The 15,829-nt window shown below is 68.0% G+C and carries 18 protein-coding genes, 1 tRNA gene and 1 pseudogene; 8 read left to right on the top strand and 12 right to left on the bottom strand.

The window, feature by feature from the left end; translation table 11 throughout:
* Nucleotides 1-22: 22 nt before the first annotated feature.
* Nucleotides 23-1,072: an SDR family oxidoreductase gene (locus BKA04_RS04810; RefSeq protein WP_104095392.1), complete on the bottom strand. Its 1,050-nt coding sequence runs from the start codon at nt 1,070-1,072 to the stop codon at nt 23-25.
* 80 nt (nt 1,073-1,152) lie between these two features.
* On the opposite strand from BKA04_RS04810, the gene BKA04_RS04815 reads away from it, so the two are divergent.
* The 3 genes from BKA04_RS04815 (at nt 1,153) to BKA04_RS04825 (ending at nt 2,808) form a co-directional block, all read left to right on the top strand.
* Nucleotides 1,153-1,935, top strand: coding sequence for an SGNH/GDSL hydrolase family protein (locus BKA04_RS04815; protein ID WP_104095393.1), 783 nt, complete (start codon nt 1,153-1,155; stop codon nt 1,933-1,935).
* A 196-nt stretch (nt 1,936-2,131) separates the two neighbouring features.
* Nucleotides 2,132-2,422, top strand: coding sequence for an ArsR/SmtB family transcription factor (locus BKA04_RS04820; protein ID WP_104095394.1), 291 nt, complete (start codon nt 2,132-2,134; stop codon nt 2,420-2,422).
* The gene (locus BKA04_RS04825) at nt 2,419-2,808 is read left to right on the top strand and encodes a VOC family protein (RefSeq protein WP_104095395.1); all 390 of its coding nucleotides are present in this window, start codon (nt 2,419-2,421) and stop codon (nt 2,806-2,808) included. The genes BKA04_RS04820 and BKA04_RS04825 overlap by 4 nt, the downstream gene beginning before the upstream one ends.
* Before the next feature lie 6 nt (nt 2,809-2,814).
* Here BKA04_RS04825 and BKA04_RS04830 read toward each other — a convergent pair whose 3' ends face one another.
* From BKA04_RS04830 to BKA04_RS04855, 6 genes are all read right to left on the bottom strand, one after another.
* A complete protein-coding gene (locus BKA04_RS04830) occupies nt 2,815-3,243 on the bottom strand; it encodes a pyridoxamine 5'-phosphate oxidase family protein (protein ID WP_104095396.1) in 429 nt (142 codons plus the stop codon).
* A 75-nt stretch (nt 3,244-3,318) separates the two neighbouring features.
* Complete coding sequence (locus tag BKA04_RS04835; RefSeq protein WP_232841964.1) at nt 3,319-4,326, bottom strand: isopenicillin N synthase family dioxygenase; 1,008 nt, start codon at nt 4,324-4,326, stop codon at nt 3,319-3,321.
* A 76-nt stretch (nt 4,327-4,402) separates the two neighbouring features.
* Nucleotides 4,403-4,474, bottom strand: a tRNA-Arg gene (locus BKA04_RS04840).
* A gap of 63 nt (nt 4,475-4,537) precedes the next feature.
* Complete coding sequence (locus BKA04_RS04845; protein WP_104095398.1) at nt 4,538-5,179, bottom strand: vWA domain-containing protein; 642 nt, start codon at nt 5,177-5,179, stop codon at nt 4,538-4,540.
* A gap of 66 nt (nt 5,180-5,245) precedes the next feature.
* The gene (locus tag BKA04_RS04850) at nt 5,246-5,746 is read right to left on the bottom strand and encodes an HNH endonuclease (protein WP_104096633.1); all 501 of its coding nucleotides are present in this window, start codon (nt 5,744-5,746) and stop codon (nt 5,246-5,248) included.
* A gap of 330 nt (nt 5,747-6,076) precedes the next feature.
* A complete protein-coding gene (locus BKA04_RS04855) occupies nt 6,077-6,790 on the bottom strand; it encodes a metal-dependent transcriptional regulator (protein WP_104095399.1) in 714 nt (237 codons plus the stop codon).
* A gap of 102 nt (nt 6,791-6,892) precedes the next feature.
* Between BKA04_RS04855 and serC the strand changes: the two genes are divergently transcribed.
* Together serC and BKA04_RS12235 are read left to right on the top strand one after the other, a co-directional pair.
* On the top strand, nt 6,893-8,005 hold the full coding sequence (gene serC / locus BKA04_RS04860) for a phosphoserine transaminase (protein ID WP_104095400.1): 1,113 nt from the start codon (nt 6,893-6,895) through the stop codon (nt 8,003-8,005).
* Nucleotides 8,006-8,007: 2 nt separating this feature from the next.
* Nucleotides 8,008-8,163 (top strand): annotated as a pseudogene (locus BKA04_RS12235) (DUF2530 domain-containing protein); the annotation flags it as partial.
* On the opposite strand, the gene BKA04_RS12240 reads toward BKA04_RS12235, so the two are convergent.
* Together BKA04_RS12240 and BKA04_RS04875 are read right to left on the bottom strand one after the other, a co-directional pair.
* Entirely contained in the window at nt 8,104-8,754 is a 651-nt protein-coding gene (locus BKA04_RS12240) for a DUF3027 domain-containing protein (protein ID WP_198413294.1), read from the bottom strand. The pseudogene BKA04_RS12235 and the gene BKA04_RS12240 overlap by 60 nt on opposite strands.
* Nucleotides 8,747-9,127: a cold-shock protein gene (locus BKA04_RS04875; RefSeq protein ID WP_104095402.1), complete on the bottom strand. Its 381-nt coding sequence runs from the start codon at nt 9,125-9,127 to the stop codon at nt 8,747-8,749. The genes BKA04_RS12240 and BKA04_RS04875 overlap by 8 nt, the downstream gene beginning before the upstream one ends.
* Nucleotides 9,128-9,222: 95 nt before the next feature.
* On the opposite strand from BKA04_RS04875, the gene BKA04_RS04880 reads away from it, so the two are divergent.
* From BKA04_RS04880 to BKA04_RS04890, 3 genes are read left to right on the top strand one after another with little or no spacing between them, the layout of a single operon-like run.
* Entirely contained in the window at nt 9,223-9,513 is a 291-nt protein-coding gene (locus BKA04_RS04880) for a hypothetical protein (protein ID WP_221234040.1), read from the top strand.
* On the top strand, nt 9,510-11,309 hold the full coding sequence (locus BKA04_RS04885; protein ID WP_104095404.1) for a helicase-associated domain-containing protein: 1,800 nt from the start codon (nt 9,510-9,512) through the stop codon (nt 11,307-11,309). Before BKA04_RS04880 ends, BKA04_RS04885 begins: the two co-directional genes overlap by 4 nt.
* A gap of 52 nt (nt 11,310-11,361) precedes the next feature.
* Nucleotides 11,362-13,011: a DNA repair helicase XPB gene (locus BKA04_RS04890; protein WP_104095405.1), complete on the top strand. Its 1,650-nt coding sequence runs from the start codon at nt 11,362-11,364 to the stop codon at nt 13,009-13,011.
* Nucleotides 13,012-13,029: 18 nt separating this feature from the next.
* Here the strand turns inward: BKA04_RS04890 and BKA04_RS04895 are convergent, their stop codons facing one another.
* The 3 genes from BKA04_RS04895 to folP are packed head-to-tail and all read right to left on the bottom strand — an operon-like array spanning nt 13,030 to nt 15,777.
* On the bottom strand, nt 13,030-13,857 hold the full coding sequence (locus BKA04_RS04895; RefSeq protein ID WP_104095406.1) for a pyrimidine reductase family protein: 828 nt from the start codon (nt 13,855-13,857) through the stop codon (nt 13,030-13,032).
* A gap of 43 nt (nt 13,858-13,900) precedes the next feature.
* Nucleotides 13,901-14,875, bottom strand: a complete 975-nt coding sequence (locus BKA04_RS04900) for a 3-hydroxyacyl-CoA dehydrogenase family protein (protein WP_104095407.1) — start codon at nt 14,873-14,875, stop codon at nt 13,901-13,903.
* Nucleotides 14,872-15,777 (bottom strand): dihydropteroate synthase, encoded by a 906-nt coding sequence (gene folP, locus BKA04_RS04905; RefSeq protein ID WP_104095408.1) that lies wholly within the window; start codon nt 15,775-15,777, stop codon nt 14,872-14,874. The genes BKA04_RS04900 and folP overlap by 4 nt, the downstream gene beginning before the upstream one ends.
* Between the last annotated feature and the right edge of the window lie 52 nt (nt 15,778-15,829).

The following is a 15,829-nucleotide window of genomic DNA, read 5'->3' on the forward strand; positions in this document are numbered from 1 at the left end:
CGGTCGATTTCCCGCTGACGGCTCAAGCGTTGCCGGGGGCGAGCCCGAGGTCGGCGAGGCTCTCCGCCGTGGCCTTGAGAAGCTCGGCGTTGGAGTGCGGTTCCCATCCGAGGAGCGACTTCGCCTTCGCATTCGACACCTCGCGGTGGTTGCCGAGCCTGCGGGCGATCTCGCGAAGCGACGGGTCAAACAGCGCGGCAGTCCTGACCATCCAGTTCGGCAGGACGAATGTCGACACCTTGCGGGCCGCCTCCCCCAGTTGGTCGCGGAGGATCTGCGCCAGCTGCGGCACCGTGAGCACCCCGTCGGATGTCGCGAGGAACCTCTCGCCCGCCGCCGCCGGATTCGTCATCGCGCGCACATGGAGGTCGGCGACATCCCGTACGTCCACGAACGCGAAGGTCACCTTCGGCAGTCCGGGGGTGGCACCGTTCAGCAGCCTGCGGACGAGTTCAATGGATGTCGAGAGGTCGGTGCCGTACACCGGCCCCAGGATGGCGGTCGGGTTCACGACGCTCAACTCCATCGATCCGCCCTCGCGGTCCATGAAGTCCCACGCGGCGCGCTCCGCGAGAGTCTTCGACTTCACGTAGGCGCTCACGTTCGCCGTCGCATCCGTCCAGTCGTCTTCGGTGTACGGGCGTGTGAGTTCCTTCGTCCCGTAGCCGATCGCCGCGAACGAGGACGTGAGGACGACGCGCTTCACGCCGGCATCCCGTGCGGCCTTCAGCACGCGCAGGGCCCCCTCCCTGGCCGGGCGGATGAGGTCGTCCTCGTCTTTCGGATCGCGACCGGGGAACGGGGACGCGACGTGCAGCACGTAGGTGCAGCCGTCTGCGGCGTCCGCCCAACCGGCGTCGCTCAGCAGGTCGGCGACCCGGAACTCGAGCGCCTCGCCCGGCGCATCGTTCATGGCGGCGCCGGCCTTCGCGAGCATCGCGCGCACCTCGTGATCGCGGTCGAGCGACCGCACCGTCGTGCGCACGCGATATCCGGCGTTCAGGAGCGCCTGGATGCAGTGCACCCCCACAAATCCGGAACCGCCGGTGACCAGAACCCGCTCGCCGCTCATGCATTTCTCCCGTCGATGTCTGCGAACTCCATCATGCGCCCGATTCCCGTCGCGGTTGGTACATGTGGTGGACTGAATTCATGCAGTTTCGCAGTTACGCCGCGATCGGCGACAGTTTCACCGAGGGTGTCGGCGACGAGTTGCCGGATGGCGTCGCGCGTGGCTGGGCGGACCTCGTGGCGCTCGGGCTCGCGCTTGCCGCGCGCGACGGCGACGGCGCGGCTTCTGCGGGGGGCGCTACTCCGTTCGGATACGCGAACCTCGCGATCCGGGGTCGCCTGCTCGGACCGATCATCGACGAGCAGCTGGATGCGGCGATCGCGCTCCGCCCCGACCTGCTGAGTCTCAACGGCGGTGGCAACGACATCATGCGTCCGAAGGTGTCGGTTGAGTCGGTCGCCGACCGGTTGGCGGCGGCAGCCGAGAAGGCCATGGCGGCCGGCATCCACGTGCTGCTGCTGAGTGGCGGCAACCCGACGAAACATATTCCACTCGGGGCACGTATCGAAGTGCGCGGCGAGCAGCTGGCGGCCGCGGTGCGGGCACGGGTGCCGGCATCCGGGACCATCACGTTCGTCGACAACTGGGCGGATGCCGAGCTCACCGACCTGCGCTACTGGTCGGTCGACAAGCTGCACCTGAACTCGCTTGGACACCGGCGGGTCGCCGGCAACGTTCTGACCGGCCTCGGCGCGCCCGTGCCGGACTGGGGCGACGAGCAGCTGGAGCTGAAACGCCCGGGAACGATCGAGTATTGGCGCGGATTCGTGCTGCCGTGGATCGGCCGGCGGCTCACGGGGAGGTCGTCGGGCGACGGACGGGAACCGAAGCGGCCCACGCTGCTGCCCGTGCAGCTGGCCTAGCGGGGTTCGTGGCCGGCTACCCGGTCGCCTGGATCCTGGCGAATGCTGCCGCTCACGACGAATGCGCCCGTGCGGGCGGGCGCATTCGTGTCGGCCGGCATCATTCGGCGCACAGGTCCGGACGGGTCGTAATGCCGGAAACCCGTTACCCCCAGCACACTTGACAGGCAAGTGACTACTTGCCTACGGTGTGTCCATGGGCGACGTGTACAAAGCTGTGGCGGATGAGACCCGCCGCATCATCCTCGACGAACTGCTCGAACGCGACGAGCAGACCCTGTTCGAGCTGTGCACCCGCCTCACGATGAAGCATGGCCTGAGCTCGACGCGGCAGGCGGTGTCCCAGCACCTCGAGGTGCTCGAGGATGCCGGGCTCGTCCACAGCGAGCGCCGGGGCCGCTACAAGATCCACACCATCGATACGCGCCCACTCGCGCAGATCGCAGACCGGTGGCCCGTGCGGCCGCCACGAGAGGACATCCCATGAGAATCACTGTGACGAGCGTGCTGGTCGACGACCAGGATCGAGCGCTCGCCTTCTACACCGAGAAGCTCGGCTTCGTCATCGTGCACGACATCCCGATGGGCGAGCACCGCTGGCTGGCGCTCGTCTCCCCCGAGGACCCGGATGGCACACAGCTCATCCTCGAACCCTCCGACCACCCTGCAGTCGCTCCCTTCAAGGCCGCACTCGTCGCCGACGGCATCCCCTTCACCTCGTTCGGGGTCGCGGATGCCGTGGCGGAGTACGAGCGCCTGCTCGCTCTGGGCGTCGAGTTCTCCCAGCCGCCCGTCGTCGGCGGACCGGTCACAACAGCGGTGTTCGACGACACCGTGGGCAACCTCATCCAGATCGCGAGTATGAACGGGTGAGCACGGTCACCTTGCCGCGTCGAAGCGGATGCCGGTGATGGTCTCGACCTCGATGCGCACGTAGTTCCACTTCTCGGTGGGCAGCGTCGACTGCAGGTCGAGGATGCCGGACTCCAGGATGTCGGCGTCGAACATCATGCGGCGCGCGACGCCGCGGGCGACGACGCTCCAGTGGATTCGCCCGCGATGGCCATCCGTCTGGAACGCCACGGTCGGCTGTTCGGTGAGGTCGATGAGTTTGCTGCCGGGTGCGGTTCGAAACAGGATGCGCTCCTGGAACACGTGGAAGTTGATCGGGAAGATGTCGGGCGTCACGTCGCCCGTGACCGGGTCGACGGTCGCGGTGGCGAGGCGGCCGACGCCATCCTTCTCGAGGAGGCTCCAGCATTCCGCCACCGTGAGTTGTTTCGTGACCGACACCGAATCATCCGCCATGGTTGCTCCCCTGCGCTCGGCAGCAAGCCTAGTTCGCCCGCGCCGGCACCGACTGGTCGTCGAGCAGAGGTCTCACTACTTCAGCAGGTCGGCGTGGTGGATCTCGGCGACGTTCGGGTGGGCCCGCAGCCGGTACCGCAAGGCGTTGTCGCCGTAGGTCTCCAGGATGGGGCTGTCGGTCGGGTCGACGGACAGCCCGCGGGCCTCCGCCCGCAGTGCAGGGTCGAGATCCAGCTGCGGCATGGTGGCATCGAGGGCCGGATTGAAGAAGAACGGGATGGAGATGCGGTCGGTGCCGACCTGCGGCGACACGACGCGGTGCAGCGTGGCCTTGAGGTAGCCGTCCGTCGCCAGCTCGAGCATCTCGCCGATGTTGACGATGAAAGCGCCGGGGATGGATGGCGCATCGATCCAGTCCCCATCGTGCTCGACCTGGAGTCCGCCCTTGTCCGGTTCGACGAGGAGCAGGGTGAGCACGCCGCCGTCGCGATGAGCGCCGACGCCCTGCTTGGCGACATCCGCCGACTCGCCCGGGTAGCGCACGATTTTGAGAAGTGAGAACGGATGGTCGGCGAACGCGGCGTCGAAGACGTGCTCGCCGGCGCCGAGTGCGAATGCCCAGGTGCGCAGGAGGCGGAGGGCCAGGGCATTGAGCTCGGCCGTCCAACGGGCCACGACGAGCTGGAGTTCCGGAAAGTTCGCCGGCCACAGGTTGGGGCCCTCGAGGCGCCAGTAGTCGGGCACGCCATCGCCGCGTTCGACGGCGTCGCGCTCTTCGCCGATGTCGATCTGTTCCCGCCAGTCCACGTCCCCGTGGGTGAGCTCGCGGCCGATCCGGGTATAACCGCGGAACTGCGGGCTGTGGATGTTCTCGATCGCGAGCTTCTCCTCTTCTGGAAGGTCGAAGAAACGGCGGGAGACCTCCAGGATGTCGTCGATCAGCGCAGGGTCGATGCCGTGGCCGACGAGGTAGAAGAACCCGACCTCATGGGTCGCACGGCGCAGTTCCTGGCGGAATCGCTCGGCCGCCTCCTCACTCTGGTCGAGCTGGGACATGTCGAGGATGGGAAGGGAATCTAGCACCCTTCAATCTTCACAGGTGGAGACGTTTCGCGCTGAAGGTTACGGCGGCCCCGAGAACCGGCCCACGATGTCGCAGTGCCCCTGGAGGGACTCGAACCCCCAACCGTTTCCTTAGGACGGAACTGCTCTTCCATTGAGCTACAGAGGCTGGCCCCCTGAGTTTAGCGAAGATGGCGCGCGGGAGTTCTCTTCGAGACGGCCTTCGGACTCTTCAGGGCGTGGGGCTCGCACCACCCGCGGCGTTACCCCGCTCTTCCTGGGTGAACTCGGTCCTCACGCCCTGGCGACTGTCCGCCATCTTGCGGCTCATCGCGGCACGCGATGCGCTCACGCCGGCCGCGCTCGCCGCGTAAGTCAGGGCGTCGCCGGGGGCGATGCCGATCTTCTGCGCCTCGAGCACGGCATCCTGGTTCGCGCCGAGGAAGGTGATGTCCCAACCGAACTTCTCCCGCTGGTGGGTGATCATCGTCTTGATGGTGTCCGCCGTGTACTCGTGCGAGGCGTTCTCGTGCCCGTCGGTGACGATCGCGACGAGCACCGTGCCGGGGCGTGCGTGCTCGGGCAGATCCGCGAGGGCCTTGCCGAAGGTGTTGAACGACCAGCCGACCGCGTCATACAGCGCGGTCGAGCCCCGGGGAACCAGTTCGACCTTCACATCCTGCGGCTGGGCGAACGCGTGGGTGTGCTCGATCAGCTCATCGAAGGTGACGATGTCGATGGTGAGCATTCCCGGTTGCTGCGCCTGATCGGCGATCAGCTGCTCGAGTCCGCCGACCATGTCGTCGCGGATGTCGCTCATGGAACCGGACCGGTCGAGGATGATGAGAAGTGCCGTGTAGTTGGAATCAGTCATGAGTTGAACCCTTCCGAACGGAAAGCTCGCTGAATCGCGGGTAGGTCACGGTAGCACGGAGTGAAGCTACGCCGCGACGGGCGCCAGGAACTCTTCCCACTCGGGTTCTGCACGCTCGACGCCGCGCACCATCCAGTTCGTGCCGTGCGGCGGCTGAGGGTGGAAACGAAGTGTCCAATGCATCTCGCCGGGAGTGCGGTCGCCCTTCGCATTGTTGCAGCGCAGGCAGCACGCGATCAGGTTCTCCCAGGTGTCCTTGCCTCCACGCGACTTGGGCAGCACGTGGTCGATCGTCGACGCAGAGCCGCCACAGTATCCGCAGCGCTGGGCATCACGCCGCAGCACCCCGCGCCGGCTCACCGGAATCGATCGACCGGTCGGGATCTTCACGTACCTGGTCAACAGGATGACCGACGGCCGATCGTATGCGCCGAATGCCGTATACACCGGATGCTCGTCATCCGCCGACAGGATCGTCGCCTTCTCGTTCATCACCAGCACGACCGCTCGTTTGAACGACACGACGGCGAGAGGCTCGAAGCCTGCGTTGAGGACCAGTGTGCGCATGTTCATCCTTCCGAAGGGTCCTGGACGGCTTCCAGGAATTCGACCCACCCTGCAGGCCGGCGAGAGGGGGCGAGGAGAACAAAAAAGCACCGCCGCGAGGCGCGGCAGTGCTCAGGCGTTCAGGGTAGGCCGACAGGCGTACCCGCTGCTCGTCCGTATCGAGAACCGTCGTACGAAAAGCAGCGCGCGCTCATCCACGGTTTGGATGGTGCGACCGCTCGTCATCAGACTCTCCCGAGCTTCTCTGCGGAACTGCAAGGACGATTCAGAGTAACCCAGGATGCGGCTGCGGCGCTGGAGAGGCGCGCGGCACGTTGCCGCGGCCACCGGTCAGTCGGCGAAGCGGCTCGTGCCGACGTAGATGTGCTGAGCGACCTCGACCGGCAGCTCGAGGCCCTCGCCGTCACGCCCGTCGACGCTCGCGAGCACGTAGTCGCCCCGAGACGCGAAGCTTCCCGCTGCGCCGGGCACGAGGCCTGCACCCTGCAACTGCTCGAGCAACTCGGGCTCGTACTGCACCGGCTCCCCGAGCCTCCGGATCACACCCTGCACCGGGCCGACCGCGCCGAGCACGAGGTTCACGAGGTTCACGACGCCATCCGAGAACTTCGCCGTCGCCGGATGCTCTCCCAGTCCATCGAGACCGGGGATCGGGTTGCCGTACGGCGAATGGGTCGGATGCTCGAGCAACTCGAGCAGGCGCCGCTCCACCTGCTCGCTCATCACGTGCTCCCACCGGCACGCCTCGTCGTGGACGAGCGCCCAGTCGAGCCCGATGACATCCGACAGCAACCGCTCGGCGAGCCGATGTTTGCGCATGACGTTGACGGCCTTGCTCCGTCCGGCGGGGGTCAGCCGCAGGTGGCGATCGTCCTCGACGACCACGAGACCGTCGCGCTCCATCCGCCCGATGGTCTGCGACACGGTCGGCCCTGAGTGCCCGAGGCGCTCGCTGATGCGCGCCCGCAGGGGGATGATGTTCTCCTCCTCGAGCTCGTAGATCGTGCGGAGGTACATCTCGGTGGTGTCGATCAGATCAGCCATCCGAGCCTCCTCCCGCAATAATCCGTAAAGGTTAGCCTAACCGTGAACGCCGGCCCGTTCCGGCGCCGCGGGCTGCGCTGCGGGCCGCTCTAGGATTGCAGCATGCCGGAGCCGACCATCCCCTCACACCTGCTTCCCGTCGACGGACGATTCGGATGCGGTCCCTCGAAGGTCCGCCCTGAGCAGCTCGCCCACGTGGCCGGGGAGGGCGCGGCGCTCATCGGCACGTCGCACCGCCAGGCACCCGTGAAGGACCTCGTCGGCCGGGTGCGCAACGGCATCGCGGACCTGTTCTCGATCCCGGACGGTTACGAGGTTGTGTTCGGCAACGGCGGCTCCACCGCGTTCTGGGACGCCGCCGCATTCGGGCTCATCCAGCGGCGAAGCCAGAACCTCGTGTTCGGCGAATTCGGCGGCAAGTTCGCCGCCGCATCCGCCGCACCATGGCTCGAAGCGCCGGATGTCCGCACCGCCGCTCCGGGATCCCGCGGCGAGTTCTCCCCCGAAGCCGGTATCGACGTGTACGCGTGGACGCACAACGAGACCTCCACCGGCGTCATGGCCCCGGTCTCCCGGGTCGCTGGGGATCCGGGCGCCCTCACCGTCATCGACGCGACGAGCGCGGCGGGCGGCGTCGCCTTCGACGCCGGCCAGGCCGACGTCTACTACTTCGCCCCGCAGAAGAACCTCGGCTCCGACGGCGGCCTGTGGTTCGCCCTCTTCTCCCCCGCCGCGATCGAACGCGTCGAGGCGATCGCCGCGAGCGACCGCTACATCCCCGAATTCCTGAGCATCAAGAATGCGGTCGACAACTCTCGCCTGAACCAGACCCTCAACACGCCCGCCATCACGACCCTCCTGCTGCTCGAAAGCCAGCTCGACTGGATCAACGGCAACGGCGGCCTCGCCTGGGCGGATGCCCGCACCGCCGAATCCAGCAGCGTGCTCTATGAGTGGGCGGAGCGCACGGAGTACGCGCATCCGTTCGTCGAAGAGCCGGCTCATCGCTCACAGGTCGTCGTCACCATCGACTTCGACGATGCGGTCGACGCGGCGGCGGTCGCCTCAGCACTGCGTGCGAACGGCATCGTCGACACCGAGCCATACCGCAAGCTCGGCCGCAATCAGTTGCGTGTCGCCACCTTCACGGCGATCGAGCCGGATGACGTGCGCGCGCTCGTCTCGTGCATCGAGTACGTGGTGAGTAACCTGTAGCAATGCGATTGTGGCTCAAGGATTCGGAGCGGCGCCCGGATCCCGAACCGGTGAAGACGGATGACCGCAAGGCCATGCTCGTCGGCCTCGGTCTGTGGCTACTCGCCCTCGTCGTGCTGCTGCTGTTTCTTGGCCCGCTGGTTGCGGCGGGGCTTCACTGGTGGCTGTGGACCTGCGTCGTCGGACTGGCTCTCGGGCTCCTCGGACTCATCGTCACCCACCGCCGGCAACGCTGACTCTGCGCCTGGGGAATTGACCGAGTCGTCGAGCGCATCGATGTCGATGCCGTCCATGTCGTCGTGGGCGTCAACGTCATCGTCGTCATCATCGTCGTCGTCGAAGTCGCTGTCGTCGTCGGAGCCGTCGTCGTCGGCACCGTCGTCAGAGTCATCCTCGTCGTCCGCGCCGTCCCGTTGGTGCGCCGCCAGCTCAGCCTGCGCCTCCTTGTAGTCGGCGAGTCTCTCCGACCACGGCACCCAGTCCGGCGACAGCAGGGCGCCGTCCCCCGGCGTGAGCTCCGTCTCGAGGACCGACGCCCCGAAACCCTCCACGTGGGCAAGGCTCACCGTCCACTTCCACCCGGGGTAACCGGCCATGGTGGTGTCGAAGTAGATCGTGAGCGACCCATCCTCTTCGACAGCCGACCCCGCCGGCGCCCCGATCGTGCCCGCGGGCGTGATGTCCAGCAGGGCGGCCCTGGCGAGTGTGAGGTCTTCCTCGGTCGGCGTCCTGTCGGCGGCGTCAGGCATCCAGTTCGTCCGCAACCTTGCGCAACATCGCCGCGATCTTGCGCGAGTGGCTGGCCTCGGGGTAGCGGCCCCGCTTCAGGTTCGACCCGATCCCGTCGAGTACCTTCACGAGGTCCTCGACGATCACCGCCATGTCATCGGCGGGCTTGCGCCCCATCCGCACGAGGCTCGGCGGAGCCTCGAGCACGCGCACCGAGAGCGCCTGGGCGCCTCGCTTGCCGTCGGCGATCCCGAACTCGAGCTTCGTCCCCGCCTTCACCGTCACTCCCGCCGGGAGTGCGGAGGCATGCAGGAACACCTCCTGGCCGTCATCGGAACTGATGAAGCCGAAGCCTTTGTCGTCGTCGTAGAACTTGACCTTGCCGGTGGGCATGGCACTACCTCTTCCTCGGTCGCTGCGCACTGGACGCACGTGCGATCTGTCCCGTCAAGCCTACGGGCAAACCCGCCACGCGTATCCTTGGAAGGGTGACCAAGAAAGCGCCCCCGCCCGTGCGAATCAATCGTACCGAACGCATCCTCGCCCTCGCGGTCGTTACGCTCGTAGCGCTCGCCCTCGCCTGCTTCATCGCGGTGATCGTCGCCACCTCGCTCGGTGCGGGAGCGAACGACGGATTCGGCCACGGGATCTGGCCGTCGGTGTTCTTCATCCAGTACTACGGGCTGCCTCTCGCCTTCCTCCTCATCATCGCTCTCCTCGTCTCCAACGCCGTCCGGCGCTCGCGCGCGGCGAATGGGCGCGGACACGGGAGCGCATGAGCAGAACGGCGGAACTCGCAGCCCAACTGAAGGCGGCAGACGATGCCGACCTCGTCGCTGCGCTGGATCGGCGAGAACTCGCCACCGCCGGCATCCGGGACTTCTTCGACCTCGCCGACGCACTGCTGGATGCCGACTCCCTCCAGCCCTGTCTCGCCAGGCTCGATCGTGATGCGCTCGCCGCGCTCTACGCGCTCGAAGCCGGACAGACGCCACGACGAGGACCGGATGTCGATGCGGCCCTTCCACGGTTGCGGGCTCTGCTCCTGATCCGCGATCGCCCTGACGGCCCGGAGCCCTGGCCCGAGGTCATCGCGCAGCTCGACACGTGGCCGTCGCTCGGCCTCCCCGACCCGCGCGAGGACGCCCCAGAGCCGCCGACCCATCGCGTCACCGCATCCGGCCGCGAACACGCCGACCGCGCCGCGGCCGAACGCGCGTTCACTGCGGTCACGGCGACGGCAGAACTGCTCTTCGAGGTGGAACGGGAACCACTGCGACTGCTGGCCCGCGGGACGATCGGAAACCCGGAGACCCGCAGGCTGGCGGAGGCGATGGGTGTCGAGGAGCCGTCGGTCCCGGTACTCGTCGACGCCGCGGAAGACGCGGGGCTCCTCACCAGGATCGGTTCGACACTCGTGGCATCCGACGAGCACGCCGACTGGCTCGGCCGTCCGATGGCGGAACGCTGGGCGACCATCTCCGATGCGTGGTCGGTTGCGCTCCCGCCGGAACTGCGCCATCATCTCGCCGAGCATGCCGACACCCTCTGGGGGTCAGGACTGCGCGCGTGGCTCGCCTGGCAGTACCCCGGAGGCCGCGAATGGCTCGCCGAGCGAGTGGATGCCCGGCTGGGTGAAGCGGAACGCCTCGGCATCACTGCCGGCGAGGTGGTCGGGACCGCGGGCGCCGCACTTCTGGCCGGCGACCGAGAACGCGCCCTCGCCGCATTCGATTCGCTCCTGCCCACCCCCGTCGAGCGCCTCTACCTGCAACAGGACCTCACGGCCGTCGCACCCGGCCCGCTCGCTCCCGCGATCGACGCGCGGCTTCGCACCATGGCGGATGCCGACGGTCGCGCGATCGCGTCCCGCTACCGGTTCACCACCGCGAGCGTCGGCCGCGCCGTTGCCGGTGGCGAGTCTGCGGCGACGATCCTCGCGTTCCTGGCCGGGATCTCCCTCAGCGGCATTCCGCAGCCCCTCGAGTATCTCGTGACGGAGGCGGCCGCTCGACACGGACTCCTGCGGGTGGGGGCTCTTCCCTCCGGCGACCCCGAAGCGGTCAGCTACCTCAGCTCCACTGACCGCGCGCTGCTCAGCACCGTGCTCGTGGACCGGGCACTCATCGCCCTCGGCCTGCGCCCGACGGACGCGGGACAGCTGGTCAGCAGACGCGACCGCGGGCAGGTCTACTGGATGCTCCACGACGCACGCTATCCCATTGCGGCGGAGGACTCCCGAGGACGCATCGTCGAATTGCGCAGGCCGTCGTCGGCGCGATCCGTCGTGGAGCCGGCACCGCAACCTCACCGGGCACTCGTCGAACGGCTGAGACTCGCCGACGCCGGGCGCGCGGAGGATTCCGGCCAGGCCTGGCTCGCCCGGCAACTGGATGCCGCCATCCGGAATCGCCGTGCTGTCACCGTGAGCGTGCGGATGCCGAATGGTTCGATCGTCGACTACCGGCTCGAGCCGGCGAGCGTCGCCGGTGGCCGCCTGAGAGCCCGTGACCCCCTGTCGGAGATCGAGCGCACCCTACCTCTCTCGAGCATCACCGCCGTCACGACCGACTGAACGGCGACGGGGGCCTTCGCGCCGGGCCCGTGCCCGCCTAGACTGGAACGTTATGTCTGATGGCCCACTCATCGTCCAGAGCGACCGCACCGTGCTGCTCGAGGTCGCGCATCCGGACGCCGAGGATGCGCGCCACGACCTCGCCGTGTTCGCGGAGCTCGAGCGGGCGCCGGAGCACATCCACACCTACCGCATCACGCGGCTCGGACTGTGGAACGCCCGCGCGGCCGGCCACGACGCCGAGAGCATGCTCGCGACGCTCGAGCAGTACTCCAAGTTCCCCGTGCCGCAATCCGTCGCGGTCGACCTGCGCGAGACCGTCGGCCGTTACGGGCGGCTCGTGATCGATCGCACGGATACCGGCGAGCTCGAACTGCGTTCGACGGATGCCGCGGTTCTCGCCGAGGTCGCCCGCGCCAAGCGCATCGCGCCCTTGCTCACCGCGCCGCTCTCCCCGCACCCGGATGGCAGCGCCCGGTTCGGCGTGCTGCCCTGGGCACGCGGCCAGCTCAAACAGGAGCTCGTGAAACTCGGCTGGCCGGCCGAGGACCTCGCCGGCTACACCCCCGGCACCCCGCACGAGATCGACCTCGACACCGCGGACTGGCACCTGCGCCCGTACCAGACCCAGGCGATCGACAACTTCTTCACCGGAGGCTCCGGCGTCGTCGTGCTGCCCTGCGGCGCCGGTAAGACCCTCGTCGGCGCGGGGGCGATGGCCGAGGCGAAGACGACGACACTCGTGCTCGTCACCAACACGGTCTCCGCACGCCAGTGGCGCAGCGAGCTGCTGCGACGCACCTCCCTCACCGAGGAGGAGATCGGAGAGTATTCGGGCCAGGTGAAGGAGATCCGGCCCGTGACGATCGCCACGTACCAGATCCTTACCGCGAAGCGGAAGGGCGAGTACGGCCACCTCTCCCTGCTGGACGCCATGGACTGGGGTCTCGTCATCTACGACGAGGTGCACCTGCTGCCCGCACCCGTCTTCAAACTCACCGCGGAGCTGCAGGCGCGCCGGCGACTCGGCCTCACCGCGACGCTCGTGCGCGAGGACGGCCGCGAGGGCGACGTCTTCAGCCTCATCGGCCCCAAGCGATTCGACGCCCCGTGGAAGGAGATCGAGGCGCAGGGATTCATCTCCCCGGCATCCTGTTTCGAGGTGCGCATCGACCTGCCGCAGCAGGAGCGTCTCGAGTACGCGGCGAGCGCAGACGACGAACGGTACCGGCTGGCGGCGACCGCGCCGGAGAAGCTGCGGGTCGTGCGCCGACTCGTGAAGCAGCACGATGGCGAGCGCATCCTCGTCATCGGCCAGTACCTCGACCAGATCGACCAGCTCGCGGATGCCCTGAACGCCCCGAAGCTGACCGGCGCCACCCCGGTGGACGAGCGCGAGCGGCTCTACCAGGAGTTTCGGGACGGGGTGACGAAGGTGCTCGTGGTGTCGAAGGTCGCGAACTTCTCGGTCGACCTGCCGGAGGCGACGGTCGCGATCCAGGTGTCCGGCTCGTTCGGTTCGCGCCAGGAGGAGGCCCAGCGTCTCGGTCGGCTGCTGCGACCCAAGGAGTCCGGCCTGCCCGCGAACTTCTACACGCTCGTGGCGCGCGACACGGTCGACCAGGACTTCGCCCAGAACCGACAGCGGTTCCTCGCGGAGCAGGGCTACAGCTACACGATCCTCGATGCGCAGGCGGGATGAGCTGGAGGGCGCGAGGAGTCAGGCGAGGCGGTAGCGCAGCAGCAGGGTCGAACCGGACGAGAGGATGCCGACCAGGGTCATTCGCGCCGGCTCGACGAGGTCTCCGGCCGTGATGCGTATGGCGTCGCCCGCCTCGAGGCTGGGACTCACCGTGAGGAAGAGCTCGTCGACGGCGCGGTCCGCGAGCAGTGTGCCGAACAGGTGCGGGCCGCCCTCGCACAGGATCGAGGTCAAACCGCGCTGTCGCAGGGCCGCGACGATGGTCGGCCCGTGAACCGTCAGCGCGGCATCGCCGGTGTCGGCGTCCCCGATCGCGGGATCGTCGGTCGCGGGCGCGCCAGGATCCGTTCCATCCGTCGCCTGCCGCGTCGCGACCACGACATCCGCCGCCGACTCGAACAGGGTTGCTCGCCGCGCACCCCGCGAGGAGGTGAACAGGATGGGGCGCACCGGCGCGTCCGTGAAGATCTCGGAGGCGGGATCGAGGTCCAGGGATCCGGACACGATCGCGAACACCGGATGTTCGGTGAGCCCGTTCGCCAGGCGCCACTGTGCAGACTCCCCGCTCACGCGCATCGCGCCATAGCCCTCGTCGCGCACCGTGCCTGCCCCGACGAGCACGACGTCGCACACGCGGCGCAGCAGTTCGAAGTGCCGCTTGTCGGCATCATCCGAAAGCCCGCCGGAGCGGCCGTCGTGCGATACGGCACCGTCGACGCTCGAGACGAAGTTCACCCGCAGAACGGGGGTGTCGGTGGCGAGTGAGGCGACGATGTCGTCGTCGCTCAGTTCTCCGGATTGCTCAGGCCACAGCCTGCGCATCGACCCGGCCGAGGAAGAACCCATGCTTCATTGTGCAATGATCCGCCCCGATTCACGAACCTTGTCGCTACGGGGCAGGCTTGTCCTCCGCCTGCACGGCCGCAAGGACACGCCGAAGCGTGCTGTCGCGGTATGCCGTGAGCTCGCGCGCGCGCACCGCGTCGTACTCGCTGATCCCGGCGCCGGTGCTCACACCGAGCCTGCCCTCGGAGACGAGACGATCCAGGATGGCCGGCGTCGAGAATCGTTCGCCGAGCTGCCCGGTGAGGAAGTCGAGGATCGAGCGGTAGGTGCCGAGGCCGCCGAAGTCCGCATGGGCCAGGGGCCCGAGCACGGCCAGGCGCATCCCGAACGACGAACTCACGATGGCATCGATGTCCTCGGCCGTTGCGAGCCCCTCCTCGAGGCAGAGCAGCGCTTCGCGCACGAGAGCGAACTGGATGCGGTTGGCGACGAACCCCGGAGAATTCTTCACGACGACCGGCTGCTTCCCCGCCCGCGCCAAAAGCTCCACCACGGCGTCCACGACCGTCTGGGATGTCTCCGCGCCCCGCACGACCTCGACGCACGGGATGACGTTCGCAGGATTGAACCAGTGCGTCCCGATCACCCGTTCGCGGTGCGGTACTCGAGCGGCGATGGCGTCGATGTCGAGGGCGGAGGTGTTCGTCGCGAGTATCGCCGTCGGGCTGCTCGATTGCCCGAGCCTGGTCCAGATCGGCTCCTTGATGGCCAGCTGTTCCGGCACCGCCTCGATGACCAGGTCCGCGGATGCGACCGCCGCCTCGAGTTCGGGTGCAAGCACCACCCGCGACAGGGCGGCCAGACGCGACTCCGGGGACAGCTCCGGCGTGGCCAGCGCCGCGGCCTCGATCCGCTCCGCGAGGGCGTCCGCCGCCGCGGTATCCGACTCGACGACGGACACCGCATGGCCGGCGGTCGCGAGGGCGAGTGCAATGCCCCGCCCCATGATGCCGCCGCCGATGACGGCGACGGACAACGGGTCGATCGTCTCTTCTGTGGACTTCTCTGTGGATCTCATCCCATATTGTGCAGCGTCCAGGCCGGCTCCCGCCAACCGAGAATCGCCTCCGTCATACGCACGGCGGCAACGCTCGCCGGCACATCGTGCATCCGGATGATGCGCGCGCCCTCGACGATGCAGAACACCGCCGCCGCGAGCGAACCCTCGAGTCGTGCGCCCTGTTCGCGGTCGATCGTCTCCCCGATGAAATCCTTGTTGGACACGGCGGCGAGCGTCGGATAGCCGAGCGCGACGATCTCGTGGAGACGCCGCGTCAGCTCGAGCGAGTGGTACGTGTTCTTGTTGAGGTCGTGCCCCGGATCGACGATGATGCGTTCGTCCGGGATGCCGGCCGCCTGCGCACGTTCGATGCGGTCGCGCAGAAACGCGATGACGTCGTGAACGACATCGACGTATTCGGGCTTCGGCGGCTCCGCCCGCGGAGGCGACATGCTGTGGGTGAGCACGAGCGTCGCGCCGGTCGCGGCGACGGCGGATGCCATGTCCGGGTCGTACAGGCCGCTCGTGTCGTTGATGACGGCCGCCCCGGCCGCGATCGCCGCCGATGCCACCGCCGCGCTGAAGGTGTCGACCGAGATCACGACATCCGAGGCCGCGGCGATTGCCGCGACGACGGGCACGACCCTCTCGAGCTCCTCGTCGCGGGAGACGACAGGGCCGCGCCCGAACGGGACCCCGCCCACGTCGACCCAGTCCGCGCCATCCTTCACCGCCTGCAGGGACGCCGCCACCGCCTTGTCGAGCGCGAACGTCGAGCCTTTGTCGAAGAACGAGTCCGGTGTGCGGTTGATGACCGCCATGACGGCGACCTCACGGTCGAAGTCGAAGGTCCGGGCGCCGATGCGGCGCACCTGGTTTTCTCTGGCCGGTGTCGCCATGGCCGAATCTGCAAAGCCCATGGGCCGAATCTATCGCGACTTTCCCGAAACTTCTTGACGTCAAATGTGGAGC

The sequence above is a fragment of the Terrimesophilobacter mesophilus genome, from assembly GCF_014200375.1.
GTDB lineage: Bacteria > Actinomycetota > Actinomycetes > Actinomycetales > Microbacteriaceae > Terrimesophilobacter > Terrimesophilobacter mesophilus.

Bases quoted from the DNA above. Each gene is read 5' to 3' on its own strand.
- BKA04_RS04810 (WP_104095392.1), bottom strand. From the start codon at position 1,072: ATGAGCGGCGAGCGGGTTCTGGTCACCGGCGGTTCCGGATTTGTGGGG.
- BKA04_RS04815 (WP_104095393.1), top strand. From the start codon at position 1,153: ATGCAGTTTCGCAGTTACGCCGCGATCGGCGACAGTTTCACCGAGGGT.
- BKA04_RS04820 (WP_104095394.1), top strand. From the start codon at position 2,132: ATGGGCGACGTGTACAAAGCTGTGGCGGATGAGACCCGCCGCATCATC.
- BKA04_RS04825 (WP_104095395.1), top strand. From the start codon at position 2,419: ATGAGAATCACTGTGACGAGCGTGCTGGTCGACGACCAGGATCGAGCG.
- BKA04_RS04830 (WP_104095396.1), bottom strand. From the start codon at position 3,243: ATGGCGGATGATTCGGTGTCGGTCACGAAACAACTCACGGTGGCGGAA.
- BKA04_RS04845 (WP_104095398.1), bottom strand. From the start codon at position 5,179: ATGACTGATTCCAACTACACGGCACTTCTCATCATCCTCGACCGGTCC.
- BKA04_RS04850 (WP_104096633.1), bottom strand. From the start codon at position 5,746: ATGCGCACACTGGTCCTCAACGCAGGCTTCGAGCCTCTCGCCGTCGTG.
- BKA04_RS04855 (WP_104095399.1), bottom strand. From the start codon at position 6,790: ATGGCTGATCTGATCGACACCACCGAGATGTACCTCCGCACGATCTAC.
- serC (WP_104095400.1), top strand. From the start codon at position 6,893: ATGCCGGAGCCGACCATCCCCTCACACCTGCTTCCCGTCGACGGACGA.
- BKA04_RS12240 (WP_198413294.1), bottom strand. From the start codon at position 8,754: ATGCCTGACGCCGCCGACAGGACGCCGACCGAGGAAGACCTCACACTC.
- BKA04_RS04875 (WP_104095402.1), bottom strand. From the start codon at position 9,127: ATGCCCACCGGCAAGGTCAAGTTCTACGACGACGACAAAGGCTTCGGC.
- BKA04_RS04885 (WP_104095404.1), top strand. From the start codon at position 9,510: ATGAGCAGAACGGCGGAACTCGCAGCCCAACTGAAGGCGGCAGACGAT.
- BKA04_RS04890 (WP_104095405.1), top strand. From the start codon at position 11,362: ATGTCTGATGGCCCACTCATCGTCCAGAGCGACCGCACCGTGCTGCTC.
- BKA04_RS04895 (WP_104095406.1), bottom strand. From the start codon at position 13,857: ATGGGTTCTTCCTCGGCCGGGTCGATGCGCAGGCTGTGGCCTGAGCAA.
- BKA04_RS04900 (WP_104095407.1), bottom strand. From the start codon at position 14,875: ATGAGATCCACAGAGAAGTCCACAGAAGAGACGATCGACCCGTTGTCC.
- folP (WP_104095408.1), bottom strand. From the start codon at position 15,777: ATGGGCTTTGCAGATTCGGCCATGGCGACACCGGCCAGAGAAAACCAG.